Origin of the sequence: Streptomyces sp. NPDC017940 (assembly GCF_044328435.1) — a bacterium.
Classification (GTDB): domain Bacteria; phylum Actinomycetota; class Actinomycetes; order Streptomycetales; family Streptomycetaceae; genus Streptomyces.
Genome location: NZ_JBIRHJ010000006.1, coordinates 103,327 through 128,323 on the forward strand (window position 1 = coordinate 103,327; position 24,997 = coordinate 128,323).

18 protein-coding genes and 4 pseudogenes are annotated in these 24,997 nt (G+C 71.2%); 8 read left to right on the forward strand and 14 right to left on the reverse strand.

Annotated features, from left to right (window positions below; all coding sequences use genetic code 11):
* Nucleotides 1–38: 38 nt before the first annotated feature.
* The gene (locus ACH4DX_RS21560) at nt 39–515 is read left to right on the forward strand and encodes a GNAT family N-acetyltransferase (RefSeq protein WP_398156290.1); all 477 of its coding nucleotides are present in this window, start codon (nt 39–41) and stop codon (nt 513–515) included.
* A 72-nt stretch (nt 516–587) separates the two neighbouring features.
* Here the strand turns inward: ACH4DX_RS21560 and ACH4DX_RS21565 are convergent, their stop codons facing one another.
* The 6 genes and pseudogenes from ACH4DX_RS21565 to ACH4DX_RS21590 all read right to left on the reverse strand — a co-directional run.
* A complete protein-coding gene (locus ACH4DX_RS21565; protein WP_398156291.1) occupies nt 588–2,045 on the reverse strand; it encodes a GNAT family N-acetyltransferase in 1,458 nt (485 codons plus the stop codon).
* A 184-nt stretch (nt 2,046–2,229) separates the two neighbouring features.
* Entirely contained in the window at nt 2,230–3,402 is a 1,173-nt protein-coding gene (locus ACH4DX_RS21570; protein ID WP_398156292.1) for a zinc-binding dehydrogenase, read from the reverse strand.
* Between the two features lie 194 nt (nt 3,403–3,596).
* Nucleotides 3,597–4,871 (reverse strand): NAD(P)-binding protein, encoded by a 1,275-nt coding sequence (locus ACH4DX_RS21575; protein ID WP_398156293.1) that lies wholly within the window; start codon nt 4,869–4,871, stop codon nt 3,597–3,599.
* 89 nt (nt 4,872–4,960) lie between these two features.
* On the reverse strand, nt 4,961–5,461 hold the full coding sequence (locus ACH4DX_RS21580) for a hypothetical protein (protein WP_398156294.1): 501 nt from the start codon (nt 5,459–5,461) through the stop codon (nt 4,961–4,963).
* 635 nt (nt 5,462–6,096) lie between these two features.
* Complete coding sequence (locus tag ACH4DX_RS21585; protein ID WP_398156295.1) at nt 6,097–6,801, reverse strand: LuxR C-terminal-related transcriptional regulator; 705 nt, start codon at nt 6,799–6,801, stop codon at nt 6,097–6,099.
* A 724-nt stretch (nt 6,802–7,525) separates the two neighbouring features.
* Nucleotides 7,526–8,545: pseudogene (locus ACH4DX_RS21590) on the reverse strand (sensor histidine kinase); the annotation flags it as partial.
* A 467-nt stretch (nt 8,546–9,012) separates the two neighbouring features.
* Between ACH4DX_RS21590 and ACH4DX_RS21595 the strand changes: the two are divergent.
* Nucleotides 9,013–9,570: a heme-binding protein gene (locus ACH4DX_RS21595; protein ID WP_398121454.1), complete on the forward strand. Its 558-nt coding sequence runs from the start codon at nt 9,013–9,015 to the stop codon at nt 9,568–9,570.
* A 55-nt stretch (nt 9,571–9,625) separates the two neighbouring features.
* Nucleotides 9,626–11,107: a M1 family metallopeptidase gene (locus ACH4DX_RS21600; RefSeq protein ID WP_398156296.1), complete on the forward strand. Its 1,482-nt coding sequence runs from the start codon at nt 9,626–9,628 to the stop codon at nt 11,105–11,107.
* Between the two features lie 266 nt (nt 11,108–11,373).
* Here the strand turns inward: ACH4DX_RS21600 and ACH4DX_RS21605 are convergent, their stop codons facing one another.
* Nucleotides 11,374–11,919 (reverse strand): GNAT family N-acetyltransferase, encoded by a 546-nt coding sequence (locus ACH4DX_RS21605; protein WP_398156297.1) that lies wholly within the window; start codon nt 11,917–11,919, stop codon nt 11,374–11,376.
* Between the two features lie 468 nt (nt 11,920–12,387).
* Nucleotides 12,388–12,963 carry a TerD family protein gene (locus tag ACH4DX_RS21610; protein ID WP_398121030.1) on the reverse strand — a complete coding sequence of 192 codons (576 nt, stop codon included), beginning with the start codon at nt 12,961–12,963 and terminating at the stop codon, nt 12,388–12,390.
* A gap of 216 nt (nt 12,964–13,179) precedes the next feature.
* Between ACH4DX_RS21610 and arfB the strand changes: the two genes are divergently transcribed.
* Nucleotides 13,180–13,623, forward strand: a complete 444-nt coding sequence (gene arfB, locus ACH4DX_RS21615) for an alternative ribosome rescue aminoacyl-tRNA hydrolase ArfB (RefSeq protein ID WP_398121032.1) — start codon at nt 13,180–13,182, stop codon at nt 13,621–13,623.
* Between the two features lie 36 nt (nt 13,624–13,659).
* Here arfB and ACH4DX_RS21620 read toward each other — a convergent pair whose 3' ends face one another.
* The gene (locus ACH4DX_RS21620) at nt 13,660–14,217 is read right to left on the reverse strand and encodes a flavin reductase family protein (RefSeq protein WP_398156583.1); all 558 of its coding nucleotides are present in this window, start codon (nt 14,215–14,217) and stop codon (nt 13,660–13,662) included.
* An 816-nt stretch (nt 14,218–15,033) separates the two neighbouring features.
* On the opposite strand from ACH4DX_RS21620, the gene cdgB reads away from it, so the two are divergent.
* Nucleotides 15,034–16,704, forward strand: a complete 1,671-nt coding sequence (gene cdgB, locus ACH4DX_RS21625; protein WP_398121034.1) for a diguanylate cyclase CdgB — start codon at nt 15,034–15,036, stop codon at nt 16,702–16,704.
* 242 nt (nt 16,705–16,946) lie between these two features.
* Entirely contained in the window at nt 16,947–18,011 is a 1,065-nt protein-coding gene (locus ACH4DX_RS21630; protein WP_398156298.1) for a carbohydrate-binding protein, read from the forward strand.
* Nucleotides 18,012–18,027: 16 nt separating this feature from the next.
* Here the strand turns inward: ACH4DX_RS21630 and ACH4DX_RS21635 are convergent, their stop codons facing one another.
* The 5 genes and pseudogenes from ACH4DX_RS21635 to ACH4DX_RS21655 all read right to left on the reverse strand — a co-directional run bounded on the left by ACH4DX_RS21635 (nt 18,028) and on the right by ACH4DX_RS21655 (nt 23,055).
* Entirely contained in the window at nt 18,028–18,873 is an 846-nt protein-coding gene (locus tag ACH4DX_RS21635) for a class II fructose-bisphosphate aldolase (protein WP_398156299.1), read from the reverse strand.
* Between the two features lie 67 nt (nt 18,874–18,940).
* Nucleotides 18,941–19,879 carry a 1-phosphofructokinase family hexose kinase gene (locus ACH4DX_RS21640; RefSeq protein WP_398156300.1) on the reverse strand — a complete coding sequence of 313 codons (939 nt, stop codon included), beginning with the start codon at nt 19,877–19,879 and terminating at the stop codon, nt 18,941–18,943.
* Nucleotides 19,880–20,035: 156 nt separating this feature from the next.
* Nucleotides 20,036–21,184: an N-acetylglucosamine-6-phosphate deacetylase gene (nagA, locus tag ACH4DX_RS21645; protein ID WP_398121042.1), complete on the reverse strand. Its 1,149-nt coding sequence runs from the start codon at nt 21,182–21,184 to the stop codon at nt 20,036–20,038.
* Nucleotides 21,185–21,399: 215 nt separating this feature from the next.
* Nucleotides 21,400–22,317 (reverse strand): annotated as a pseudogene (locus ACH4DX_RS21650) (ROK family protein); the annotation flags it as partial.
* 189 nt (nt 22,318–22,506) lie between these two features.
* Nucleotides 22,507–23,055, reverse strand: a pseudogene (locus tag ACH4DX_RS21655) (SIS domain-containing protein).
* Nucleotides 23,056–23,255: 200 nt separating this feature from the next.
* Here ACH4DX_RS21655 and ACH4DX_RS21660 point away from each other — a divergent pair.
* Both ACH4DX_RS21660 and ACH4DX_RS21665 read left to right on the forward strand, forming a co-directional pair.
* Nucleotides 23,256–24,527, forward strand: a complete 1,272-nt coding sequence (locus ACH4DX_RS21660) for an ABC transporter substrate-binding protein (RefSeq protein ID WP_398121046.1) — start codon at nt 23,256–23,258, stop codon at nt 24,525–24,527.
* 243 nt (nt 24,528–24,770) lie between these two features.
* Nucleotides 24,771–24,989 (forward strand): annotated as a pseudogene (locus tag ACH4DX_RS21665) (DUF3263 domain-containing protein); the annotation flags it as partial.
* Nucleotides 24,990–24,997 lie beyond the last annotated feature (8 nt).

Consider the following 24,997-nt stretch of genomic DNA (forward strand, 5'->3'; position numbering starts at 1 on the left):
GGTTGACCCGCTGCCGCGACCTGTGGCTTGCTGCGCTCATGATTCGCGCCGCCACTCCCGATGACATCCCCCTCATCCACACCATGATCCGTGAGCTCGCCGCGTACGAGAAGGAGCCGGACGAGGCCCGCGCCACCGAAGAGCAGCTGCACGACGCGCTGTTCGGCGAGCGGCCCGCCGCGTACGCCCACATGGCTGTGGACGACACGACGGGCCTGGCCGCCGGTTTCGCCCTGTGGTTCCTGAACTTCTCCACCTGGCGCGGTGTGCACGGCATCTACCTGGAGGACCTGTACGTGCGCCCCGAGGCACGCGGCGGCGGCCACGGGAAGGCCCTGCTGCGGGAGCTGGCCCGGATCTGCGTCGAGCGGGGGTACGAGCGTCTCGAGTGGGTCGTACTGGACTGGAACGCTCCGTCCATCGCGTTCTACGAGGCGTTGGGGGCGCGGGCGCAGGACGGGTGGACGGGCTATCGGCTGACGGGCGGTGCGTTGGAGGAACTCGGGGGGCGGTGAGGGTGCCGTACGGCGGCTGCGGCTGCGGCTGCGTTTGCGCTTCGCTTTCGGTGCCGGTTGCGGCTTGGGCTGTCAGAACTCGTCCACCGTGTGGGGGAGGCGCTCCGTCCGCAGGGCCGAGTCCAGGGCGGCAGCCGCGCCCGGGGTGTGCTCCGTGGCCAGGCCCGCCCGCACCACCGCGGTGAGCCCGGTGACGCCGCCCAGGTAGGCGGCGGCGAGGTCGCGTACATCGACGGTGAGGTCGGCGGGGTCGGTGGTGGGCTCGTACGTGGCGCGGGTGTGCCCGTACGCGGTGGCGGCGTGCCCGTACGTGGTGGCGGGGTGCCCGTACGTGGTGGCGTCCGTGCCGGGCGGGGTGGCGTCGGTGCCGGGCGTGGTGGCGTCCGTGCCGGACGCGGGAACCGTGAGGCGGAAGCGGCCGTCGTTCGCCGGGAGTTGCGGGTCCCTGACCTCCAGGACGAGGTCGACGGGCGCGGCCCAGGAGCGGGCGCGGAACGCCGCGCCCACGTCGACCAGCCGCAGCCGCAGCGCCGGGAACTGTCCCGTCACCCGGACCTGGTCGCGGTCCGCGGCGAACAGGAGCAGCGGGTCGTCCAGGGGACGGCCCCAGGCGCGGATCAGGCCCGTGAGGTCGATGTCCGCGAGGTAGCGCCACAGGGCGGCGGTGGCCTGCGGAGTGTCGGCCTCCAGCTCGTCGAGGCGGACGAGTCCGGGGGTGTCGTCCCGGGACTTGGTGCGGTAGATGGCGTAGCCGGTGATGTCCTGGGAGTCGGCGGTGTTCTGGGGGTGGCCGGCGGAGTCAGGGTGGTCGGTGTCCTGGGGGTGGGCGGTGTCCTGGGGGTGGCCCGCGTCGAGGGAGGCAGCGGCCCGCGGGCCGAGGACGACGACGCGCGGCGGCGACAGCTCGTCGTCCTCCTGGTCCTTCGTGACCAGCCACTCCTCGCTCCACCACGCCTGGTCGCGGGCGATACGGCCACCGCGGTCGGCGCGCGTACGGTCGTAGTACGGGCCGAGCAGTGCCGGGGCGTCCGCCGGATCGACCAGGCGGAGCGCGCCGTCGTCCGGGGTGATGCGCAGCGCCAGCGGACGCTCGGTGTGGACCTCGACGGTGTTGCCGTGCGTGGCCGGACCGAAGCCGAACCGGCCGTAGATCGCGTCCTCGGAAGCCCACAGCACGGCCACCGGAACACCGTCCGCCGCGCACCGCTCGTACAGCTTCCCGATCATCCCGGAAAGCACCCCCCGGCGCCGGTGCGTCGGCGCCACGGAGACGAACGAAAGCCCGCAGCAGGGGAGTTCGCCGCCGGGCACGGAGACGGTGAACGGGAAGGTGGCCAGCAGGCCGACGAGGGTGTCCCCGTCGTACGTGCCGATGCGCTCGCAGCCGAGCAGCAGATCGTGGTGGTGCTTGCGCTTCTCCTCCTCCGGCGTGTCGTGGAAGACGAGGTACGCCAGGTCGAGCGCGCGGTCGATGTCGGTTTCGGGGAGGGGGCGGACGGTGAGGGAGCCGGCAGGGCGTACGGAGTCCATATAACGGACGGTAGTTCGCGTGAGTCGCACGGGCATCTGGTTTTTGCCACGCCCCTGTTCTGCGGCGGGGGCGCGCCGGGTGGGACACCCCTGACCGCCCTTCGCCGCTCCGCGCTGTCGTTGCGGCTGCGTCACCCCTTCGCTGTGTCTCCTCGCTGCCTCTTCGCTGTCCCTTCGCTGTCCCTTACGGGATCAGGACCACCTTCCCGGAGGTTCCCCGGGTCTCCAGTGCGCGGTGGGCGGACGCCGCCTCGGCCAGCGGGAACCGTTGCACGGCGGGCGTGAAGTACCCACCCGCGTACGCCCGCAGCGCCGCGAGTTCCAGGACCCGCAGGGGGTTCTCGCCGCCCGCCTTCGCCAGCATGGCCTGGCCCAGCGGGTTGATCTGCGTGACGCCGCGCGCTACGCGTTCGTCCTCGCTCAGCTCCGCGGGGCCCTCCTTCGCCGACCAGCCGAACGTGACGTGGGTGCCGCCGATTCCCAACAGCTCCACGGCGGCCCGGCCGGTCGGTCCGCCCACTCCGTCGAGCACGTGGGTCACTGCTCGCTGTCCGTCCTGGTCGAGGGTGTCGGGGGCGTGGAGGCTGCTTGGAGGGGCGGGGGCGTCGAGGTCGGCGGGGTCGGCAGGGCCGGAGGGGTCGGCAGGGCCGGAGGGTTCGGCGGGGGCGGTGGGTTCGGCGGGGGCGGCGGGAGCGTCGTGCCTGTCGAGGCTGTCAGAGTCATCGAGCCTCTCGAGAAACGCCCGCACCGTCTCCGGCCACCCCGCGGCGGTGTAGTCGACCGCCAGATCCGCACCGTTCGCCCGCACCCGCGCCACCTTCGCCTCGCCACCCGCAAGCCCCACGACCGTCGCCCCGGCGTGCTTCGCGTACTGCACGAGCAGCGTCCCGATCCCGCCCGCCGCCGCCGGAACCACCACCACCGAACGCCCGTCGAGCTCCACGAATTGCAGGATGCCCATCGCCGTACGTCCCGTCCCGATCAACGCCACCGCCTCCCCGAAACCCAGGCCATCGGGCAGTTCGTGCAACCGGGACACGTCCGCCACCGTCAGCTCGGCGTACCCGCCGGGCGCGAAGCCGATGTGCGTGACGACGCGCTTGCCCAGCCAGTCCGCGGACACGCCCGCGCCGACGGACTCGACGGTTCCGGCGACCTCACGGCCGGGGATCGTGGGCAGCGCGGGCAGCTCCGGGTAGGGGCCCTTGTCGCCCTGCCGGATCGCCGTGTCGAGGAGGTGCACCCCGGCCGCGGCGACGGCGATCCGCACCTGGCCCGCCCCGGGCTGCGGGTCCTCGACCGTCTCGTAGACGAGGTTCTCGGCGGGGCCGAAGGCGTGGAGGCGGATGGCGTGCATGGGAGCTCCTTGCGAGTGCGGGTGCGGGTGCGGGGCGGTTGGGCGTGAGTCGGTCGGGCGCACCGGCGCGGGCGCTGGTGCGGGCCGTCCGGAGAGGTGACTGCCACCGGAGGGGCGACCTGCTGCCGGACGGGTGACCTGCCGACGGAGGGGTGATCCGCCGCCGGGGGGGCCGACTCCCCCACTCTTCAACCTCAAGCGGACTTGAGGTCAACCCAGGGAGCGGGCTTGCCGTCGCTCAGGCCGTTCGATCCGCTCAGCCCGCTCAGCCCGCTCTCCGTGGTGAGCGCCAGCGTCACCGCCTCGATGGCGCTGTTGAACGACACCTCCGAGAGCAGTCCGGGCGCCGCCACCTGGTCCCCCGCGAGATACACGCCCTCACCACGGTGCACGGCCGGCCGGTCGCGCCAGGTCGTGCCGGGCCGGTCGAGCGCACCCGTACGGCCGTTCGCCACAGCCGCACGCCGCCACGTCACCCGCTCACGCCAGTCACGGAAACCGAGATCGAGCAGATGCTCGGCCCGAGCCACCCCGTCCGCCTTCGACTCCTCGGGTCCGATGGGGATCTGTGCCTGGATGAGCTGCTCACCCGCGGGGGCCAGCGTGCGGTCCTGAGCGGTGAACCGCTCGACCCAACCGGTGGCGTCCAGGTCCGACAGCGCGAACAGATCACCCCGCCGGGTCCGCAACGCCACATCCACCAGCGCCGTACGACCGCTCTCCCAGCGCAACGTGTCGTCCCGCAGGAGCCGTCGAGCCGCATCGAGCGACGTCGCCACCACCACCGGACCCCGGTCCGCGAACTCCGTGATGTCGTCCACCCTGGCGAGCGTCTCCACCCGCACCCCCAGGTTCCACGCCAGGGCCGCCATCCGATCGATGACCGTACCCCAGCCTCCCACCGGATAGTGCGCCTCCGGCGGAATCTTCGCCGCCCGCCGCAACCGCGTGTGCACGAACCGTGCCGACAGCGAACCGGGGTCATGGTGGAACAACGCCACCGCCGAGTAGTGCGCCGCAGCCCGCGCGCCCTCCTCACCCACCTGCGCGCCCGCCCAGGTGGCGAAGTCCACGTCGACCGGTGCCTGTTCCGGCGCCCGCCGCAACAGCCTGAGCATCGCCAACGGCGGCGTACGCCGCAGCGCCCCATGGTGGTGCAGCCGCAACCGGGTGCCCTCGATCGGCGGGATCGGCGCGAGGTCCCCGATGAGCCCCCGCTGCTTCAACCACGTCCAGTGCGGCCCACCGTTGTACAGCGCGTGCGGCCCCTCGTTGGTCCTGTACTTCTCATCCGCCGTACGAGCCCGCCCACCCAACGTGTGATGCGACTCGTACAAAGTGACGCTCGCCCCGGCCTCCGCCGCCGTGATCGCGGCGGTCAGCCCGGCGAAGCCGCCGCCGACCACCGTGATGTGCGGTTGCGGACGGCCGGAGGAGTGGGGTGCGCGGGTGGCGTGGGCGCGGGCCATGGCGGCCTCCGTCTCTGTCGGCCCTCACGGGCACGGGAACACGTTCACCGATACGACGAGCCGCCCCCCGCCAAATGTGACACCCGCCCTCAACCCACCCGCGGATACCGCGCCTGCAACGTCCAGACCACCGGGTTCGCCCCCAGTTCCTCATGCAGGTCGATGAGGTCCGCCAGCAGGTCGTGCAGAAAGTCCCGCGCCTCCCTCCGCAACTCCCCGTGCGAGAACGTGAGCGGCTCCTCCTCCGCCCTCATCCAGTCGGCCTCGACGTCCACCCACCCGAACCGCCGCGCGAACAGCATCCGATCCGTCGACTCCGTGAAGTCCAGCTCCGCATACTGCGGCCGCGACGCCCGGCTCCCGAGCGGATCCGTGTCCAGCTGCTCCACGATGTCGCACAGCGCCCACGCGAAGTCGAGCACCGGCACCCACCCCCAGGTCGTCCCCAGCTCCCGGTCCGCCTCGGTGTCCGCCAGATACACGTCCCCGCAGAACAGGTCGTGCCGCAGCGCACGAACGTCCGCCTCGCGATAGTTCATCTGCGGCGGATCCGGAAACCGGCGGGAAAGGGCATAACCAATATCAAGCACCCGCCCGATAGTGCCACGCCACCACCCCAGCACCCCACACCGCACACCCACCCCAGCCTCACCCCACCCGAGCCTCACTCCACACGAGCCTCATCCCACCGGCCACCCGCTACCCCGCGCAGCTCCCGCCCTAATCCCGTCCCTGCCCCGTCCTAGCCCCGCCCCGGACCCGACCCGAGCCCGTCTCGGGCCCGCTCCGGTTCTGCGTAGGGCCCCCGCCCTGGCCCCGTCCTGGTTTCCGTCTCGGGCCCGTCCCGATCCCGCGCAGGCCCGCCCTGGCCCCGTCCTGGTTTCTTCTTCGCGCCCGCTCCAGTCCAGCGCAGGGTCCCGCCCTGGTTCCGTCCCGTTTTCCGTCTCAGGCCCGCTCCGATCCCACGCAGGCCAGCTCTGGTACCCGTCCCCGACTCGGCCCAGCCTCGCTTTGGTTACCGTCCCGGGCCCGGCGCAGCCCCGCCCCGGTCCCGCGTAGGCCCCGCCCTGGTCCCTTCTGGAACCGCCTGGGGCTAACTGGAGCAAACCACCCCTTCCCAAGCCCCGGCCGTCCCTACGATTCGGCCACTCCCGCACCGCCAGGCGGCGTACGCTTCTAGCGCCCCGGGGTGTCGGCTCGGCCTGCAACCCCGGCAACTGGGCCTTCAGGGAAGCAACCGCTGCTCCTTGGCCACAGCCACCGCCCCCGCCCGCGTGTCCACCCCCAATTTCTCGTACATCCTCCCCAGGTGCGTCTTCACCGTCGCCTCACTGATGAACAGCGTCCTGGCGATCTCCCGATTCCCCATCCCCTCCGCCAGCCGCGCGAGGATCTCCAGCTCCCGGGGCGTGAGCGTGGGCTGCGGCTCCCGCATCCGCGCCATCACCCGGGACGCGACCGGTGGCGAAAGCGCCGTACGCCCCTGCGCCGCCGCATGAATCGCCGCAAACAACTCCTCGGGCCGCTCCGCCTTCAGCAGATACCCCGTCGCCCCAGCCTCGATGGCCCTCGTGATGTCCGCGTCCGTGTCGTACGTGGTGAGCACCAACACTCGCGGCGCCCCACCACCGCCCTGGCCGCCGACCTCCTCACCGCTGCCGCCGCCGTCCTGGGGCCCTCGGCCCCGTCCCGTGATCCGACGCGTCGCTTCCACCCCGTCGATCCCCGGCCCCAGCTGCAAATCCATCAGCACCACGTCCGGCCCCAGCTTCCCCGCCAATGCCACCGCTTCCTCTCCCGAACCAGCCTCACCGACCACCTCGATCCCCGGCGCACTGGCCAACAGGGCCAGCAGCCCCGCCCGCACCACCACATGGTCGTCACACACCACCAGCCGCACCGTCTCATCCGGCGACGTATCACTGCTCATGCGTACTCCCTGGCGGAGGCCACTCATCGGGCGAAGGTTCGGACTGCGGTGATGTGGGGGTCGAGGGCGAGGTCGGGGTCGAGGCCGAAGCGGGGGCCGAGGTCGGGGTCGAGGACGGAGCTGCGGTCGGGCCCTGAGGTGTGCTCGGACTCGGTGGCGTGGGCGGGGCCCCGGTGGCAGACGGCGGCGCGGCTGTCAGTGGGATGGAGACCGACAGGACCGTTCCCTCACCCAGCGTCGACTCCACCGTCAACGTCCCGCCGAGTTGTCGGGCCCGAGCACGTATAGCCGGCAACCCGTGCCCCCGCCTCGACCCGGAGTCGAGGTCGCGCGCAGCGAGGGGTCTTCGTCTGGCGTCGGTGCTCGGCCTGCGACCAGCGACTGAGCTGACAGGATCCGGGCTGGTGTGCGGGGTGGTGGATCCATGGGAGTGGGTGTGACCGTGGCCGCCATCGAGGTCCTGACCGTGGCCGTGGGCATGCGCATGGCCGTGGTCGTTGTCTGCTTCGGCTGTGACGGCCTCACGATTGGTGGTCGCGTCGGTGCACTTGTGCCCGTCATCTGCGAGGGGAGCCTCAGGACTGGCACCGGTGTCGGAGGGCCCACGCGTCTTGCCATCGTGCACGCTCACTTCGTTCTCCTCCTCTCTGAGGGGGGCCTCTTCCCTGCCGACAGCAACTTTTTGGCCACCGAGGAGATCGGTCGGGTCCTGGTCGGCCTCTATCGCGGCGCCCCCTCGTCCCCCCTCCCTGACGACGAATCCCCTCCCGTTGTCGGCAATGTCGAGGACCACCTGGTCGCCCAGGTATGTCAGCGTCAGCGCTGCCGCGCTCGCGTCCGCGTGTTCGCGAACGTTCGCCAGGGCACCCTGCGCGATGCGAAGCAGTGCCGATTGGGCTCTGCTGGGCAGCGGGACGGGCCTGCCTTCGGCGTGGAAGCGGATCGTCAGCCCCACCGCCGTCTCCCGCTCCGCCAGCGTGCGGAGGGCCGACGGCAAGGCTTCACCGTCGTTCGTGACGGCTTCCGCCAGGTCCGCTGGAGCCAGGTCGTGGACGAAGCGGCGGGCCTCTGCCAAACCGTGTGCAGTGATCGACGCCGCCGTACGGACGTGGGCGCGGGCCGTCGCCGGATCGGCGTCCCACACCCGGTCGGCGGCTTGCAGCAGCATCTGCTGGCTGGACAAGCCTTGGGCAAGAGTGTCGTGGATCTCCATCGACAGGCGCTGTCGCTCGGCGAGTGTGCCTTCGCGGCGTTCGGTGGCGGCCAGCTCCTTGCGGGTGCGCATCAGGTCGTCGTTCAGGGCGCGCTGGTGCTCGGTCTGCCGTTGCATGTGGATGAACACCGCGGTCGCCACAGCCGCGACGGCGGGCGGTGCGAAGGCCAGGTTCGGGTCGAAACTGCCGGCGAGTCTGAGCTGGGCGGCAACCACCAGGGCCGTGAGGGCGGTGACCAGGGCCAGTGCCGCTCGGGTCGGGAGTGTGCGCAGTCCCGTATAGAACAGGGGCACCGCGCACCACGCGAAGCTGGGGGCGAGGACGACCAGGACCACCCAGGCACCGACCACCGAGCCGAGCCAGACGGGGCGGCGGGTGCTGGGGGCGGCGCCGGGTGCCGGGGCGAGGACGTAGAGGATGGCGAGAGTGATGGACAGGGCGATGACGCCGGGCATGCGGGGTTCGCCCGGGTGGCGCAGGAGGAAACGGGCGAGGGAGGCGCCGAGAAGAAGGAAGAATGCCGTGTGCATGACGGTGCCGAGCCGGCGTGACACGGAGGCCGAGACGTGGAGGTCGGCCGTACTGTTGTGGCCGTCAGCGCTGCCGAGGGTGTTCTTGGGGCTGAGGCCGCCCGTGGGGCCGGGGCCGCTACTTTGCTGGTCCACGCTGGCCTCCTTTCCGACCGTTGCCCGTGCTTGAACCTGTGTGCTCGAACGTGAGTGCTTGGACTCGCGCATTCGAACCTGCGTACTCGGTCTTACTCGGACTTACACACACGCGCTTGAACTGGGAAGACTCCTCCATTCTGGCCCGCAACCCCTCGCGACCGGGTCATCCGATCGGTTGACACGGCCGTCAGCCGAAGCGCGCGCGGCAGGCAGCCAGAACGCTGACGGGAAGGGGCTGGCGAGGGCCTGACGATGGATTGCGTGGCGAGATCGACTCGCCGCTCGCTCGCAAGAGCGCACTCGCACAGGAGTCAACGGACATGAAGTCGATGAAGCAGCTCTCCCCGCGCACCCGTTTCCTGACCACGGCCGCCGCCCTCGCCACAGTCGGCGCAGCGACGTTCGGCACGGTCTCGGCCGCGGCCGGTACGCCGGACGCCGCCGCCAAGGCCGCGGTGACTGCGGACGCGAACGGTCGGCACCTCACCGGGTCCACGCACCTCTCCGTGGCTGGGGCGACCAAGGCGGCGCAGGCTGCGCTGGACGCTGCGAAGAAGGAGAATCAGCGCGTGACGGTGGCCGTCGTCGACCGCAACGGCAACACGATCGTCACGCTGCGTGGAGATGGAGCGGGTCCGCAGTCGTACGAATCCGCCGAGCGGAAGGCCTACACGGCTGTGTCATGGAACGCCCCCACCTCCGAGCTCACCAAGCGGCTCGAGCAGGCCCCGAATCTGAAGGACATCCCGGGCACGCTGTTCCTCGCGGGGGCCACCCCCGTCACTGCCAAGGGCGCCCCGATCGCGGGCATAGGCGTGGCGGGGGCGCCGAGCGGGGACCTGGACGAGAAGTTCGCGAAGGCGGGCGCGGCGACGCTCAGCCGCTGACGACCGGCGCCCCTGACCCGGCGAATCACAGGGCGGTGGCCATAGGATCACCGAGGTGAACTACCGAGCCACCGCCCCTCTGACCAGGGGGTCACGCGCCCGCCGCATCGCCCCCGCCGCCCTGGCCACCCTGACTCTCGCCGCCCTCACTGGCTGCACAGACGGAGGCGTGGACGGTACTCCCGGCGCAGCAGGAGTCCGCGACCCCTTCTTCCCGAAACTCGGAAACGGAGGTTACGACGTGGCGCACTACGGCCTGACCGTCGGCTATGACCCCGAGTCCCGACACCTCACCGGCACGGCGGAGATCACGGCTCGGGCCGGCGAGAACCTCAGCGCCTTCAACCTCGACCTCAAGGGCCTGGAGGTCAAGGACGTCAACGTCGAGGGCAAGAAGGCCCGCTTCAACCGCTCCGGTGACGAGCTGACCGTTCGACCTCGCGACGTCCTCGATCGAGGTGAGACATTCCGCGCGACCGTCCGGTACTCCGGTACACCGCAGACGGTCACTGATGCGGACGGTTCGAAGGAAGGCTGGCTGGAGGGAAACGGGAGCTCCCTCGCGGTCGGCGAACCGGCGGGTTCCATGGCGTGGTTCCCCAGCAACAACCACCCGAGCGACAAGGCCGCCTACGACATAAAGATCACTGTGCCCAAGGGTCTGCAAGCCATCTCCAACGGAGAACTGGCGCAAGAGACGACCATAAACGGCCGCACTACGTTCGCCTGGCACAACGCCGAGCCCATGGCCAGCTATCTGGCGACCGTGGCGATCGGTGAGTACGACACAAGGAAGTCGATGACGTCGAAGACGACCTCCGGTGTCCCAGTGTTCACGGCAATCGACCCGACGCTTCCGAAGGGTGAGTATGAGAAGACCGAGAAGGTTCTAGCAAAGATCCCCGAGATCATGGACTGGGCGGAGCTCAACTTCGGCGAGTATCCGTTCTCCTCGACCGGCGCGATCGTCGACGACCGGGTGGACCTGGGGTACGCACTGGAAACACAGACCAAGCCCGTGTTTCCCGTCGACGCTGCCGACACCTCCACCCTTGTCCACGAACTGGCCCACCAGTGGTTCGGCAACTCGGTCACGCCGAAGTCGTGGCAGGACATGTGGCTCAACGAGGGTTTCGCGACCTACGCAGAGTGGTTGTGGGAGGAGGACAACGGCGGCGACAGCGCACAGGACACCTTCGACGCACTGTACGAAGGGGAGTACTACGAGTCGAAGGCGGACAACGAAGCGATCTGGGAATTCCCGCCGGCCAAACAGCCGGACGCAGCCAGCATCTCGAATGCTCCCGTGTACGACCGGGGCGGGATGGTGATCCACAAGATTCGCGAAACCGTCGGTGACGAGACCTTCTACGACATCATCCAGGGCTGGGTGAAGACCTATCGCCACAGCAATGCGAACACCAAGGACTTCACGGCATATGTGGAGAAACACGCGGGGGACGACGAGTCGCGCGAGGAACTGAAGCAGGTGTGGGCGGACTGGCTCTATGGAGAGGGAAAGCCGGACAGCCCGTAGCCGGACAACCCGCAGCTGGACTGGACAACCACGATTGTCTGCTTCGCCTGCTCCTGCCGCGACCCTTGGGGGGTGACGTCTACGAGACCGCTGGACCCGCCTGGCGCAGCGCCCCTGCGCCCGCCGCTACAACCCCTGGGCGGTTCGGGATTCAGATCGAGCAGCCGACATCGGGGAGCCGGTGTGAGGCACCGTTCCTTGACAATTGCATCGTGTAGTAGTTGAGGGTCCGCGCGCGCTGACGGTCAGTACGGGGCGACGAGGGCTCAGAGCGGTTTGCGCAGTACCGCGCAGGGGCGGCCGAGTTGAGTGTCCTCGCGATGGTCGACCAGTTCGTAGCCGAGGGCGGTCCAGAAGGCCAGGCCCTTCGGGTTGTTGTCGCGGACGGCGAGGCGGACGCCGGCGTGGCCCGCCGCGCGGAAGCGCTGTTCGATGGCGGCGGCCAGTTCCTTGCCCAATCCGGGGCGGTGTACCTGAGCGTCCACCAGGAGGAGACCGATCCAGGGGTCGGGATCGGCCAGGTCGGGCTCGGCAGGGTCGGGATGACGGGCGAGGGTGACGACGACACCGACGAGTCGGCCCTCGGAACGCCCCAGAAGCACTTCGGCGCCCGGCTGAGCGAGTTCGTCGGCGAGGGCAGTGGCGACCTGCTCGGCCCTGATGTCGTGGGCGTCGGGAAAGTCACCGCTGAGGGTGAAGAACTCGTGGTGGGAAGCGTAGAGGGCTGTGAGCTCGGTGAGCAGAGGGCCGGGCAGATCGCCGGGGGTGGGGGCGGTGCCGTTGGTGGCGGCCGGGAGAGGTTCGAGGATCATGCGGCGCAGGCTAATCGTACGGTCGGCCGCATACGGGTTGATTGTCTGGATTTGCCGCCATGAGATGACTGCCGGGCCAGGGGTGGAACTGCGCCCGCGCCCTGCGCCCGTGACCCCGCACCCTCCTCTCGTGCAGGAGTGACACCGGGCCGGGACGGTGCGAGCTGGCGCACCGATGGCCCTGTCAGGCGGAGGAGGACGGTGAGCCGGGGGACGGTGACGCCGTGGGGGCAGACGACTCGGAGACGGCAGCACTGGGGTGCCCAGGGTGCAGGACCACGGGCCGCAGAGGAGCCGGGGAGGCGGGGGCCGGGGGGCGGCGGTGGGGAGACATGGGGAAGGGGACGGGACAGGGGCGGGGGCGGGGAAGGGGGCAGGGACGGGGAAGGGCCCCGACCAGGTGACCGGTCGGGGCCCTCAGTGCCCGGCGTTGGGATGTGCCGGGGCTTACAGCTACTCGGTGGAGCCTCAGACGTTGACGCCGAAGTCCTGCGCGATGCCGACGAGGCCGGACGCGTAGCCCTGGCCGACGGCGCGGAACTTCCACTCGGCGCCGTTGCGGTACAGCTCGCCGAAGACCATGGCGGTCTCGGTGGCGGCGTCCTCGGACAGGTCGTAGCGGGCGATCTCGGTGCCGCCGGCCTGGTTCACGATGCGGATGAACGCGTTGCGGACCTGGCCGAAGTTCTGCGAGCGGTTCTCGGCGTCGTAGATGGAGACCGGGAAGACGATCTTCTCTACGTCGGCGGGGAGGCCCGCGAGGTTGACGTTGATCTGCTCGTCGTCGCCCTCGCCCTGGCCGGTGACGTTGTCGCCGGTGTGGACGATGGTCTGGTCCGGCGTCTCCTTGTTGTTGAAGAAGACGAAGTGGGCGTCCGAGTAGACCTTGCCCTGGGGGTTCACCGCGATGGCGGAGGCGTCCAGGTCGAAGTCGGTGCCCGTGGTGGTGCGGACGTCCCAGCCGAGGCCGACCGTGACGGCGGTCAGACCCGGTGCCTCCTTGGTGAGCGAGACGTTGCCGCCCTTGGACAGGCTTACAGCCATTGTTGGGAGTCCCTTCCTAGCGTGAGTACAACCGAGTGCTACATGTGTACTTGCGGGCTTCGTGCTGGGACGAAGCTACCGACACCCCTATGAACGCCGAGGGGGGTATAGAAGGTTCCATATGCCGGAGACCGTCTTTACTTTCTTTACTCGAGGGCCCGTATGGAATGCGTCACTGTTGTAAAGCAGGTGACGGAGGTGTGCACACGCGGGACCATGGTGCACATGTCAGGTCACCGCCCCTACGTCATCCGTGGCTCCGTCTCGCTGCCCGAGGCCGAGCTGATGTGGCGTTTCTCGCGCTCCTCTGGGCCTGGCGGCCAGCACGTCAACACCACTGATTCGCAGGTCGAGCTGCGTTTCGATCTCGCGGGTACGGAGGCGTTGCCCGAGGTGTGGAAGGAGCGGGCGCTGGAGCGGCTGGCGTCCCGGCTCGTGGACGGTGTCGTCAGCGTACGGGCGAGCGAGCACCGCTCGCAGTGGCGGAACAGGGAGATGGCCGCCACCCGCCTCGCCTCCCTGCTGGCGGAGGCCACCGCGCCGCCGCCCAAGCCGCGCAGGGCCACCCGCATCCCGCGCGGGATCAATGAGCGGCGGCTGCGGGAGAAGAAGCGGCGCGGGGAGACCAAGCAGGGGCGGTCGGGGAAGGGCTGGGGTTGACGGCGGAGTCCCCGCGAAGAGGTGCCGCTCGGGTGGTCAGCCCAGTTGGCGGTAGCGGCCCTTGAAGTACAGCAGTGGCCCGCCGTCGGCGCCCGGGAGATGTGCCGTCAGTACGCGGCCGATGACCAGGGTGTGATCGCCTGCGGGCACCGTCTGCTCCGTGCGGCATTCGAGGGTGGCGAGTGCGCCGCCCACCAGAGGGGCACCGGCGGTCTCGCCGCGTACGTAGGGGATGTCTTCGAAGAGGAGACGGTCACTGATGCGGCCCTTCATCGCGAAGCGGCCCGCGATGTGGCGCTGGCTCTCGGACAGGACCGACACGGCCCACAGAGGTTGCTCCGCCAGCAGGTCGTCCATGCGGGAGCCCTCGCGCAGGCTGACCATGACCAGGGGTGGGTCGAGGGAGACGGACAGGAAGGCGGTCGCCGTCATGCCGACGTCCTCGCCGCCGGGGGCCGTGGGGTCGTCCGGGTCCAGCGGGGGCTCATGGGCCGTCACCAGGACCACGCCCGCCGCCAGGCGGGACATGGCGGCGCGGAACTCGTCGTTGCTCACCCCCACAGGATGAGGGGTGGGGAGGGTCTGGCTCTTCATGGTCAGGTCGGCAGCCACGCCTTCGACGCTAACTGCGGAGGCAGACGTTCCGCATCGGCCTCCAGGCCGAGGACGGACCTAGGACCGAGGTCGCGCCCTACGACGGGTCCGAGGTTCACGGGGGACCCGAGGGGGTCGCACCCCGCACCCCGCACCCCGCAGCCCGTAAGATCCTGCCGGGAGCCGGGAGCCGGGAGCCGGGAGCCGGGAGCCGGGAGCCGGGAGCCGGGAGCCGGGAGCCGGGAGCCGGGAGCCGGGAGCCGGGAGCCGGGAGCTGCCTGGCGGGGCAACGGCTTGGCAAAAGGCGGCAATCTGTCCCCGCCATAGCTCAAATTGGGCTCAACTCAGGGGCTCAAATCGCATCTCCCACCTGTGACTTGAGTCACAGGGCCCATATTTTGTTGACCCTGTGTACCGAGTGGGCAGCTCGCTGTGATTCAGTGACCGTGGCAATCGGACAGGCGTAGAGACGGCGCGGGCGCTGGGGTGCGACGGCACGACGGGGTGCGGGAGAAGCACGCAGCGGCGGCGGGATGTATCGACCGGCACCACTGCGGTGCGAGCACAGGACCTGACCAGCACGGGCAGCGGTATCCAGGAGCACGGCGGCAGTATCGAGCGGTACGGGTGGTGGTACCTGCCCGTACGGGAAGCAGTAGGTACCAGTTCGGGCAGTACGGGCAAGCGCGGAGACACAGGGGCTCAGAAGAAGCACGATCAGTCGGAAGAGTCGGAAGAGTCAGAGATACGGACACTGAGGACACTGAGGACGCTGCGGATCCTGGAGTTGCTGTCGAGGTCTCGGGGAGAGCGAGCATGGAGACCGAGTCGGAGCCGTACGTCCGTCTTGCGACCCTGCGGCAGCTGCATCAGGTGGTTGCGGACCTCAACACGGCCCGCAGCCTCGCGGACACGCTGCAGACCGTCGCCGACGGCGTGGTGAACGGGCTTGGCTATGAGCTGGCGTGCGTGAACCTCGTGCGCCCGGACGGCGATCTCGTCGTCGCCGCCTTCGCGGGCAATCCGGCCGCCGAGGCCCTCATCACCGGCCGTGTGGGCTCGCGCGAGTCCTGGGAGCGCCGCCTGACCATGGGCGAGGCCTGGGGCGCGCTGCGCTTCATCCCGTACACGGAGGGCTGGGTCCTCGACGAGGACGACGTGCCGCAGTGGTACACCGAGGGGCCCGAGCCGCGGTTCGAGGACGAGTGGCATCCTTCGGACCGGCTGTTCGCGCCGATGTACGCGACCGGGTCGTCGGGGGGCGAACTGATCGGTGTGATCTCCGTGGACCGGCCGCGCAACGGGCGGCGCCCCGGGGCGTGGGGGCGTGAGGCATTGCAGATGTACGCGTTCCAGGCGGCCATCGCCATCAGCAACGCGCGGTTGCGGGCCAATATGCAGCGGGCCCTGGTCCGGCTCGAGCGCGAGCAGCAGGCGCTGCGTGCCAGCGAGGAGAGCTTCCGGCAGGCCTTCGAGTACGCGCCGAGTGGCATGGCCATCGCCGAGATGGGCGGCGATCAGCACGGGCGGATCCTGCGGACGAACGACGCGTTGTGCCGGTTGCTGGGCCGTCCCGCGTCCGCGATGCGTCGTTACTCCTTCTCCGACCTCGTGCATCCCGAGGACATCGGTACGTTGCTGCGGACGTCGGCGGAGGGCGGGCGGGCCGAGTTGCGGTTCGGGCGGCGGGACGGGACGTACGTCTGGGTGTCGCTGCGGAACTCGGTGGTGGCCGATGCCGCGGACGGCCCGCGGTTCCTGCTCACCCACGTCGAGGACATCGAGGAGCGCAAGCGGCGTGAGTTGCAGCTCGCGCACCGTGCCTCGCACGACTCGCTCACCGGCCTGCCGAACTCCGCGGAGCTGCGGGCCCGGCTCAGCGCCCGTCTCTGTCGCAGGCCGCACGCGGGTCAGCCGTCCACGGTGGACTCGTTGGATGCGGCGTACGACAACAGTGGGCTGTATGCGCCGGGGTACGCCGGGGGCAACGGGCCCGGGCAGGGGGTGGGTGCGGACCCGCAGGGCGACGGTTACGACCACCATGTGCACACGATCGCCCCGCCGGAGGAGACCGTTCCGGACGACGGCACCAAGGGCCTCGCTGTCCTCTTCTGCGACCTGGACGGCTTCAAGTCGATCAATGACCGCTTCGGGCACCACACCGGTGACGCCGTCCTCATCGAGGTCGCTCGGCGGCTGACCAGCGGTGTCCGGGACGGGGACACGGTGGCGCGGCTCGGCGGTGACGAGTTCGTGGTGCTGGCCGACGGGCTCGGCAGGGCCGACGCGCAGGACCTGGCGGTGCGGCTGCGGAACGCGATCATCCCGCCGATCCGGGTGGACGGGCGGGCCGTGCGCGTCGGGGCCAGCTTCGGTATCGGATGGGCACATTGCGGGATGTCTGCGGACGAAGTGTTGCATTCGGCGGATCAGCGGATGTACGTCGAGAAGCGTTCGCGGGCCAAGCAGCATCGCCGGGCCGGGTGAGGGCCGAGAGCTGAGGGTCGCGGGCCGTCGGGCGGGCTCCGGGGGCGGGCGCGAGTGAACTCCCGTACGCGGTAGCGGAACCGGCGGTGGGTGCCGTGCGTGAGTCGGGGTGGGGCGGGCGGTCGCCGGACTCCGCGCCCGCGCACCCGTTGGATGTCCTGGATGAAGTCAACGCCACCGTGGGCGGTCACCCGGAACGGGTAGGCTCGCCCGCATCCGCGATGCGAGGGAGTGACCTGCGAATGACGCCCGGCAATAACGGCGAGCACACGTCGCGCGCGCCAGAGGGCGATGACGACCCGTTCGGCTATCTGTACGCGGACGGCCAGGCGGCCGGCGCGACACCGCCCTCCGGGAGCGGCGGGTACGGCTACCCCGGGCCGAGGTCGTACAACAACGTACGCGCGGTCGGTGAGCGGCGGCAGTACGGCCAGCAGGCCCAGGGCCACGCCGCCCAGCACCACACCCAGGGCGGCCACGCCCAGGGCGGCCACACCCAGGCTCCCGCGTACGGCTATCCGCCCGCCCAGACGCAGCAGCAGGCGTACGGGCAGCCCAACGCCCACTACGCCGCCCCGGAGGCGCAGCCGGGGGTCACCGCGCCGATGCGGCAGGCAGGTGGGCCCGGGGCGCCCGGGACGCACGGTCACGCGGGCGGCGGTGGCGGTCGCGGGCGGGGGCCCAACACCAGGGGTCTGCTGATCGGCGCCATCGCCGTGGTCGCCGTGGTGTCGCTCGGGATAGGTGCCGCGATGGTGTTCGGCGGCGGTGACGGGGACGACGGCGGGGACGAGGCGGGGCCGTCCCAGAACCAGTCGGTGTCCGAGGAGCCGAGCCCGACCGCGTCCAAGGACGACGGCAAGAAGCCCGAGGCCGAGCTGCCCGAGGCCGACGCCAAGGCCCTGAAGCTGGAGGGCGGCACCACCACCGCGTCCGACATCGAGGGCGCCCAGTCCGCGGGCGGGGTGTACGTGGCCGGTCTCGAGAAGCCCGGGGCGCAGGTGACCTGGACGGTGGACGGGATTCCCAAGAGCGGGGCCTATACCGTCTTCGTGGGGTACTCCGTGCCGGGCAAGGCGGCCGAGACGACGCTCGGGATCAACGGCACGCCGTCCGGCCGCAAGCTCAACATGGACAACTTCACCGGTGCCGGGGAGGGGGCGTGGGACAAGGGCTGGACGAAGACCTTCGCCTTCGTCCAGCTGAACAAGGGCACCAACACGATCTCCGTCTCCTGCCAGCAGGGTGACAAGTGCGACGCGGTCCTCGACCGGGTGTGGCTGAAGGCGGGGCACGTCAAGGAGTAGCGCCCCGGCGGGCGCGTCAGATCGTCAGGCGCAGGAAGCTCTCCACGACCCCGGCCATCGCCTCGCGGGCCGGGGTCAGGTACCTCCGGGGGTCGACGCCGGTGGGGTGGGCGGTGAGGTGGTCGCGTACCGCGCCGGTGAAGGCGGTGTTGAGGGCCGTGCCCACGTTGATCTTGGTCATGCCCGCGGTGATGGCCCGGCGGATGTCGGTGTCGGGGACGCCGCTCGAGCCGTGCAGGACCAGGGGGACGGGGACGGCCGCGCGCAGGGCCCCGATGAGGTCGTGGTCGAGGGCGGCGGTGCGTTCGGTCATGGCGTGGGAGGAGCCGACGGCGACGGCCAGGGCGTCGATGCCGGTGTCGGTGACGTAGGCGGCGGCCTCCGTCGGGTCGGTGCGGGCGCCGGGGGTGTGGGCGTCCAGCGGGGCCTCGCCCGCCTTGCCGCCGACCTCGCAGAGTTCCGCCTCCAGCCAGATGCCGCGCTCGTGCGCCCACCGCGCCGCGTCGGCGGTCTCCTTGACGTTCTCGGCGTACGTGAGCTTCGAGGCGTCGAACATCACCGAGCTGAAGCCCTCGGCGTGTGCGGCGCGCAGCAGGGCGGTGTCGGTGACGTGGTCGAGGTGGAGGGAGAGCGGGGCCGAGGAGGTGCGGGCCACGGCGGCGGTGGCGGCGAGCGCGGTGAGGCGCCCTCCGCGGAACTTCACGGCGTTCTCGGATATCTGGAGCACGGCGGCGGTGCCCGCCCGCTCGGCGCCGAGGGCGATGGCCTCCGCGTGTTCGAGGGTGATGACGTTGAAGGCGGCGATGCCGCGGCTGTGGGTGACGGCGTGGGCGACGAGTGCGCCGGTGGTGGTGAGTGGCATGCTGACCCCCTTCCCGGGCTTGCCGCACCCCGTTGAGCCGCGTCGGCGCCGTTGCCGCCCGCCGGGCTCACTGCGTGGGTGGCTCGGCGCCCGTCACGGTGACTTTCGGCAGGACGTCCTCGTACACCGCCGCGTCGAACTCGCCCGCCACGGGGGCGGCGACCGTGGCCGCCGACAGGGCGACCGCGTTCGACAGGCGGTCCGGCCAGGGGAGTTGGCGGACCAGGCCGGAGAGCAGGCCGGCGACGGCGGAGTCGCCGGCGCCGGTGGGGTTGCCGCGGATCGGGCCGGGCGGCCGGGCGCGCCAGGTGCCCTCCGGGGTGAGGGCGAGGAGGCCCTCGGCGCCGAGGGAGGCGACGACGGCGTGGGCGCCGCGGCGGCGGGCGTCGCGGGTGGCCCGGGAGGGCTCGTGGGCGCCGGTGAGTTCGGCGAGTTCGTCGGCGTTGGGCTTGACGATGTCGGGTCGGGCGGCGACGCCGCGGCGCAGGGGTTCGCCGCTGGTGTCGAGGAGTACGGGTACGGCGGCGGCGCGGGCGGCGCGTATCAGGACGGCGTAGGCGCCCACCGGCACGCCGGGCGGCAGGCTGCCGCACAGGGCCACGGCCCGCACGTCCTCGCCCCGCAGCAACTCCTCGTACGCGGCGAGGAATCCGGCCCACTCGGCGGGGGTGACGGTCGGGCCCGGCTCGTTGAGCTGGGTGGTGTCTCCGGTGCGGGTGTCCACGACGGCGAGGGTGCGGCGGGTGGCGCCCGCGACCGGGTACAGGCCGTCGGTGATGCCGGGGACGCGGGTCAGGTGGGCGCGCAGGGCGTGGCCGGTGGCGCCGCCCACGAAGCCGGTGACCGTCACGTCGTGGCCGAGGGCGGCGAGGACGCGGGCGACGTTCAGGCCCTTGCCGCCCGCGCGCTCGGTGACGTCGGTGACGCGGTGCGAGGCGTGCGGGGTGAGGACGGGGACCCGGTAGGTGAGGTCGAGGGCGGCGTTCGGCGTGACCGTGACGATCACTGCTTCACCCCCGGGACGACGGAACACGGAGCGGTGCGCTGCGTGCGGCTCTCGGGTTCTGATCATGCCAAAAAGACGGCGGTTGGCCCAGACTTCGGACCAACCGCCGCACCCGAAATGGTGCGTACGGGGGCGAGTGCCCCGCGGGGTGCCGGGTCAGGGCGCGGTGGGGTCGACGACCCACTCGCCCTTGCGCATCACGCCCTTGAGCGCGAACTCGGCGTCCAGGACCACGATGTCCGCGTCCTTGCCGGGCTCAAGGGAGCCGATGCGGTCGTACATGCCGAGGAGCTTGGCCGGGTTCGCGGAAATGGCGGCCACGACGTCGCCGACGGGCAGCTTGTCGACGGTCACCGAGCGCTGGAACGCCCGGTCCATGGTCAGCGTGGAGCCCGCGATCGAACCGCCCTCGGTGAGCCGGGCGACGCCGTCCTTCACCTCGACCTCGAGGGGGCCGAGGAGATAGGTGCCGTCCCCGAAGCCGGCCGCGTCCATCGCGTCCGTGATCAGGGCGACGCGGCCCGCGCCCGCGTGCCGGAAGGCCAGCTCGAAGGAGGCGGGGTGCAGATGCGTGCCGTCGTTGATCAGCTCGATGGTGATCCGCTCGTCCTCCAGGAGGGCGGCGATGGGGCCGGGGGCGCGGTGGCCGAGGCCGGGCATGGCGTTGTAGAGGTGGGTGGCGACGGTGGCGCCGGCGTCGATGGCTTCCTTCGTCTGCTCGTACGTGGCGTCCGTGTGGCCGATCGCGGCGATCACGCCGAGTTCGGCGAGGAGGCGTACGGAGTCGGTGCCGCCGGGGAGCTCGGTGGCGAGGGTGACCATGCGGGCCTGGCCGCGGGCGGCGTCGACGAGCTTGCGGACCTCCGCCGGGTCCGGGTGGCGCAGGAGTGCCTCGCTGTGCGCGCCCTTGCGGCAGGGGGAGATGAAGGGGCCCTCGAAGTGGATGCCGGCGATGTCGCCCTGCTCGGCGAGTTCGGAGAGCAGGCCCGCGCGCTGGGCGAGGGCGTCCATCTCGCCGGTGACGGTCGAGGCCACGACGGTGGTGGTGCCGTGCAGGCGGTGGGTCCGGACGCCGCGCAGGATGTCCTCGGCGGTGCCGCTGGTGAAGGACGCGCCGCCGCCGCCGTGGCTGTGGGTGTCGACGAAGCCGGGGACGAGCCAGTGGCCGGTCAGGTCGACCGCCTCGGCGTCCGCGGGAGCGCTCCCTCCGATGCGGCCGCCGTCCGTGACGATGACGCGGCCGTTGGGGACGGTCCCGGTGGGCAGTACCACCTGGGCACCGGCGAGAACCTTGCTGGGAGCCATCAGGTGGTTACCTCCGGGGAGTCGTGGGGGGTGATGGGGGTCGGGGGGCCGGTCGGGGCGGCGGGTCCGGTGCTTTCGGTGCTTCCGGTGCTTCCGGTGCTTCCGGTGCCTTCGGTGGCTCCGGTGCCTTCGGTGCTTTCGGTGGCTCCGGTGCCTTCGGCGGCTCCGGCGCCTCCAGCGCCTCCGGTGCCTTCCGCCGCTCCGGGTTGGAGAGCCGCCAGGAGGTCCCAGGCGAGCAGGCCCGCGCCCAGGCAGCCCGCCGCGTCGCCGAGTGCCGCGGGGACGATCTCGGGCAGCGTCTGGAACTGCACCACGCGGTCGGCGACGGCCGCGCGCAGCGGTGTGAACAAGGTTTCCCCGGCCTCGGCGAGGCCGCCACCGATGATCAGGGTGCGCGGGTCCAGGAGGGTGAGGGCCGTCAGGAGGCCGTCGGCGAGGGCGTCCACCGCGTTCTGCCAGACGGCCACGGCGCGCGGGTCGCCGGAGCGTACGGCCTTCGCGCAGTCCGCGGCGTCCGCGGTGGGGTCACCGCCGGCCTCCGCCCAGGCCTCGCTCACCGCGGACGCGGAGGCGAGGCGCTCCAGGCAGCCGCGCTGGCCGCAGCCGCAGGGCGGGCCGCCGGGGCGCACGACGATGTGGCCGATCTCGCCGGCCGAGCCGTGGGCGCCCGGTTCGATGGTGCCGTCGATGCCGATGGCGCCCGCGATGCCCGTGCCGAGCGGCACGAACAGGAAGCGGTCGGCGCCCTTGCCCGCGCCGAGGCGGCCCTCGGCGAGGCCGCCGGTGCGGACGTCGTGGCCGAGGGCCACGGGGATGCCGTCCAGGCGGGTGCTGAGGAGGTCGCGCAGCGGTACGTCGGTCCAGCCCAGGTTGGACGCGTACACCGCTGTGCCGCGGTCGGCGTCGACGATGCCGGGTACGGCCACGCCGGCCGCCGCGGCGGGTTCGCCCAGGTGGGTTACGCCGTGGGCGTGGAGGTCCGCGGCGAAGTCGAGGATCGACCGCACCACCGCTTCGGGGCCTCGGGTGCGGCCGGTCGGGCGGCGGGCCTCGTGGAGCAGGGTGCCGTCCGCCCCGACCAGGGCGGCCTTCATTCCTGTGCCGCCCACGTCCAGGGCGATGACATGTCTCACGGGGACAGTGTCGCGTGTGACCCCTTGAGAGGTCTAGTCCACATGTTCTGGCCCCTGGGCCTTGGGCTGGGCTTCTTTCCCCGCCTGGGGGTGGGTGGGGCCCTCGCGGGGCGCCCCAGGCCCGCCCCCTTCCCGTAACCGGGGGCTGCGCCCCCTGGACCCCCCTTTTCGGCACTCCGCGCCTCGTCCTCAAACGCCGGACGGGCTGGATGCCTCGCCGGGCGGTGTCAGGATCACGCTGCGTGTGAGGTTGCGGGGGTGGTCCGGGTCGTGGCCTCGGGACTCGGCCACAGTCACCGCCAGGCGTTGGGCGTGGACGAGGGCGGCCAGGGGGTCGAGGCCGGGGCCGGTGACGGCGATGGGGCCGTGGCGGTACTCCATCGCCGGGTACGCCTCCGTCCAGGCGCCGGACGCCTCCCGCATCTTCAGGGCGGCTTCGAGGGCGAGTCCGTAGGTCCAGCCGCGGCCGAGGAACGTCCACTGTTCGGCGCCGGTCACGTCGGCGGGCAGGGGAGCGGTGAGCGCTTCCTCGGCGTCGGCGGCCGCCTCCGCCACCGGCTTGACGCCGGGGATGTCGCCGAGCCCCGCCCGCAGGAACGGCCATGAACCAGGACGTACCGCACCCGGTCACGCGACCCGTTCGCCCGGCCGCGGCAGGCCGTCGAAGGTGCCGGCCGCGGTGGCCGCCCGCCGCCAGGAGTCGGGCTTGGTGGCTGTCTCTTCTGCGGTACGCGACATCCGCCAAGGCTCCTTGCCGGAGCGGGAGTTGCGGTCCGGGGTGGGGTGGTGCGGGTGCGGGGGAGTGCTCAGCAGGAGTACGTGGGCGCTGCAATAAGCCAAGGCCGTTGCAGAAGTGATACGCGCGTGGTGTAGACCTTGTAGCGGGACGCGGGGGAAACTCGCGGTTCGGCCAGGAACGACGAGGGTGGGAAACAGCAGTGCAGCGGCGCGTGACAGGTCTGACCGCGGCGGTGGCCGCGCTGAGCATGACGGCACTGCTCTCCGGCTGCGGCGGCGACTCCGGCGACTCCGGTGACGTCACCCTCAAGCTCGTGGCCGCCGACTACGGCGACTCCTCGGCGAACACCTCCAAGAAGTACTGGGACGAGCTGTCGAAGAAGTTCGAGGCCGAGCACCCGGGCATCAAGGTCGATGTGACCGTGCACGCCTGGACGGACGTCGACCGCGAGGTCAAGGAGATGGTGCAGGACGGGAACGCCCCCGACCTCGCCCAGATCGGCGCGTACGCCGACTACGCCGCGCAGGACAAGCTGTACAGCGCCGACGACCTGCTCTCCATCCCCACGCAGGCCGACTTCCTTGCCCCGCTCTCCAAGGCGGGCGAGGTGAACCGGGTGCAGTACGGCATGCCGTTCGCCGCGTCCACGCGCCTGCTGTTCTTCAACGAGAAGCTGTTCAAGAGCGCCGGCATCAAACCGCCGGAGAGCTGGGACGAGTTGCAGGCCGCCGCGCAGAAGCTGAAGGCGCGCGGCGTGAAGATCCCCTACGCGCTGCCGCTCGGCCCGGAGGAGGCGCAGGCCGAGACGATGCAGTGGCTGCTCAGCGGGGGCGGCGGCTACACCGACAACGTCGGCTCGTACGACATCGACGCCAAGCCCAATGTGACGACCTTCAAGTGGCTGAAGGACGAGCTGGTCGGCAAGGGCCTCACCGGTCCGACGCCGCCCGGCAAGCTGAACCGTGCCGAGGCCTTCGCGGCCTTCACCCGCGGTGACGTCGGCATGCTCAACGGGCACCCCACCCTGATGCAGATGTCCGCGAAGAAGGGCCTGAAGTACGGGATGGTGCCGATGCCCGGCATCGACGGCAAGGCCCAGTCCACGATGGGCGTCGCCGACTGGATGATGGCCTTCAAGCAGAACGGTCACCGCGAGGAGATCGGCGAGTTCCTCGACTTCGTCTACAGCACCGAGAACGTCCTCGACTTCTCGCGCGAGTACGACCTGCTGCCCGTCACGACGTCGGCGTCGCAGGCCATGGCGGAGAACAAGGAGGACTCGGCGAAGCTCGGCCAGTTCCTGGAGGAGCTGCCCGCCTCGCAGCTGTACCCGGTCGGCAAGACGTCGTGGGCGCAGGTGTCCGTGCAGGTCAAGAAGTACATCGGCAAGACCGTCGACGAGAACGGCAACCCGGAGGCCATCCTCGGCCAGATCGAGGCGAAGGCCGCCGCGGAGGAGAACGCGCAGTGACCCGGCGGCGGGGCCGGGGTTAGCGTGGTCGTCATGACGGACCACCCCGACGCCGGTGCGCGCGACGCTCCCGGTACGCCGGGTGCCCCCGGTGATCCCGGTACGCCCGGCGCTCCTGGAACGCACGGTGACCCCGGTACGCCCGACGCTTCCGGAACGCCGGGTCCGCCCAGTGATCCCGGCGCTCCCGGCACGCCCGGTACGCCCGCCGCGGCGGACGACGCGCGGCCCGCTTCCGGTGCGCTCTCCGGCCGGGCCGAGGCGGTGCTCGCCCTGGAGCGGCGCAACTGGGCCGGGCCCGGCGCCAAGGAGCGGGCAGTCCGGGAGGAGCTGGGGCTCGCCCCGGTGCGCTACTACCAGATCCTGAACGCGCTGCTCGACGACGAGCGTGCCCTGGCCCACGATCCGGTCACCGTGAACCGGCTGCGGCGGGTCCGCGAGGCGCGGCGCGCCGAACGTTAGGGCTAAGG

Bases quoted from the DNA above. Each gene is read 5' to 3' on its own strand.
- ACH4DX_RS21560 (WP_398156290.1), top strand. From the start codon at position 39: ATGATTCGCGCCGCCACTCCCGATGACATCCCCCTCATCCACACCATG.
- ACH4DX_RS21565 (WP_398156291.1), bottom strand. From the start codon at position 2,045: ATGGACTCCGTACGCCCTGCCGGCTCCCTCACCGTCCGCCCCCTCCCC.
- ACH4DX_RS21570 (WP_398156292.1), bottom strand. From the start codon at position 3,402: ATGCACGCCATCCGCCTCCACGCCTTCGGCCCCGCCGAGAACCTCGTC.
- ACH4DX_RS21575 (WP_398156293.1), bottom strand. From the start codon at position 4,871: ATGGCCCGCGCCCACGCCACCCGCGCACCCCACTCCTCCGGCCGTCCG.
- ACH4DX_RS21585 (WP_398156295.1), bottom strand. From the start codon at position 6,801: ATGAGCAGTGATACGTCGCCGGATGAGACGGTGCGGCTGGTGGTGTGT.
- ACH4DX_RS21595 (WP_398121454.1), top strand. From the start codon at position 9,013: ATGAAGCAGCTCTCCCCGCGCACCCGTTTCCTGACCACGGCCGCCGCC.
- ACH4DX_RS21605 (WP_398156297.1), bottom strand. From the start codon at position 11,919: ATGATCCTCGAACCTCTCCCGGCCGCCACCAACGGCACCGCCCCCACC.
- ACH4DX_RS21610 (WP_398121030.1), bottom strand. From the start codon at position 12,963: ATGGCTGTAAGCCTGTCCAAGGGCGGCAACGTCTCGCTCACCAAGGAG.
- arfB (WP_398121032.1), top strand. From the start codon at position 13,180: ATGGTGCACATGTCAGGTCACCGCCCCTACGTCATCCGTGGCTCCGTC.
- ACH4DX_RS21620 (WP_398156583.1), bottom strand. From the start codon at position 14,217: ATGAAGAGCCAGACCCTCCCCACCCCTCATCCTGTGGGGGTGAGCAAC.
- cdgB (WP_398121034.1), top strand. From the start codon at position 15,034: ATGGAGACCGAGTCGGAGCCGTACGTCCGTCTTGCGACCCTGCGGCAG.
- ACH4DX_RS21630 (WP_398156298.1), top strand. From the start codon at position 16,947: ATGACGCCCGGCAATAACGGCGAGCACACGTCGCGCGCGCCAGAGGGC.
- ACH4DX_RS21635 (WP_398156299.1), bottom strand. From the start codon at position 18,873: ATGCCACTCACCACCACCGGCGCACTCGTCGCCCACGCCGTCACCCAC.
- nagA (WP_398121042.1), bottom strand. From the start codon at position 21,184: ATGGCTCCCAGCAAGGTTCTCGCCGGTGCCCAGGTGGTACTGCCCACC.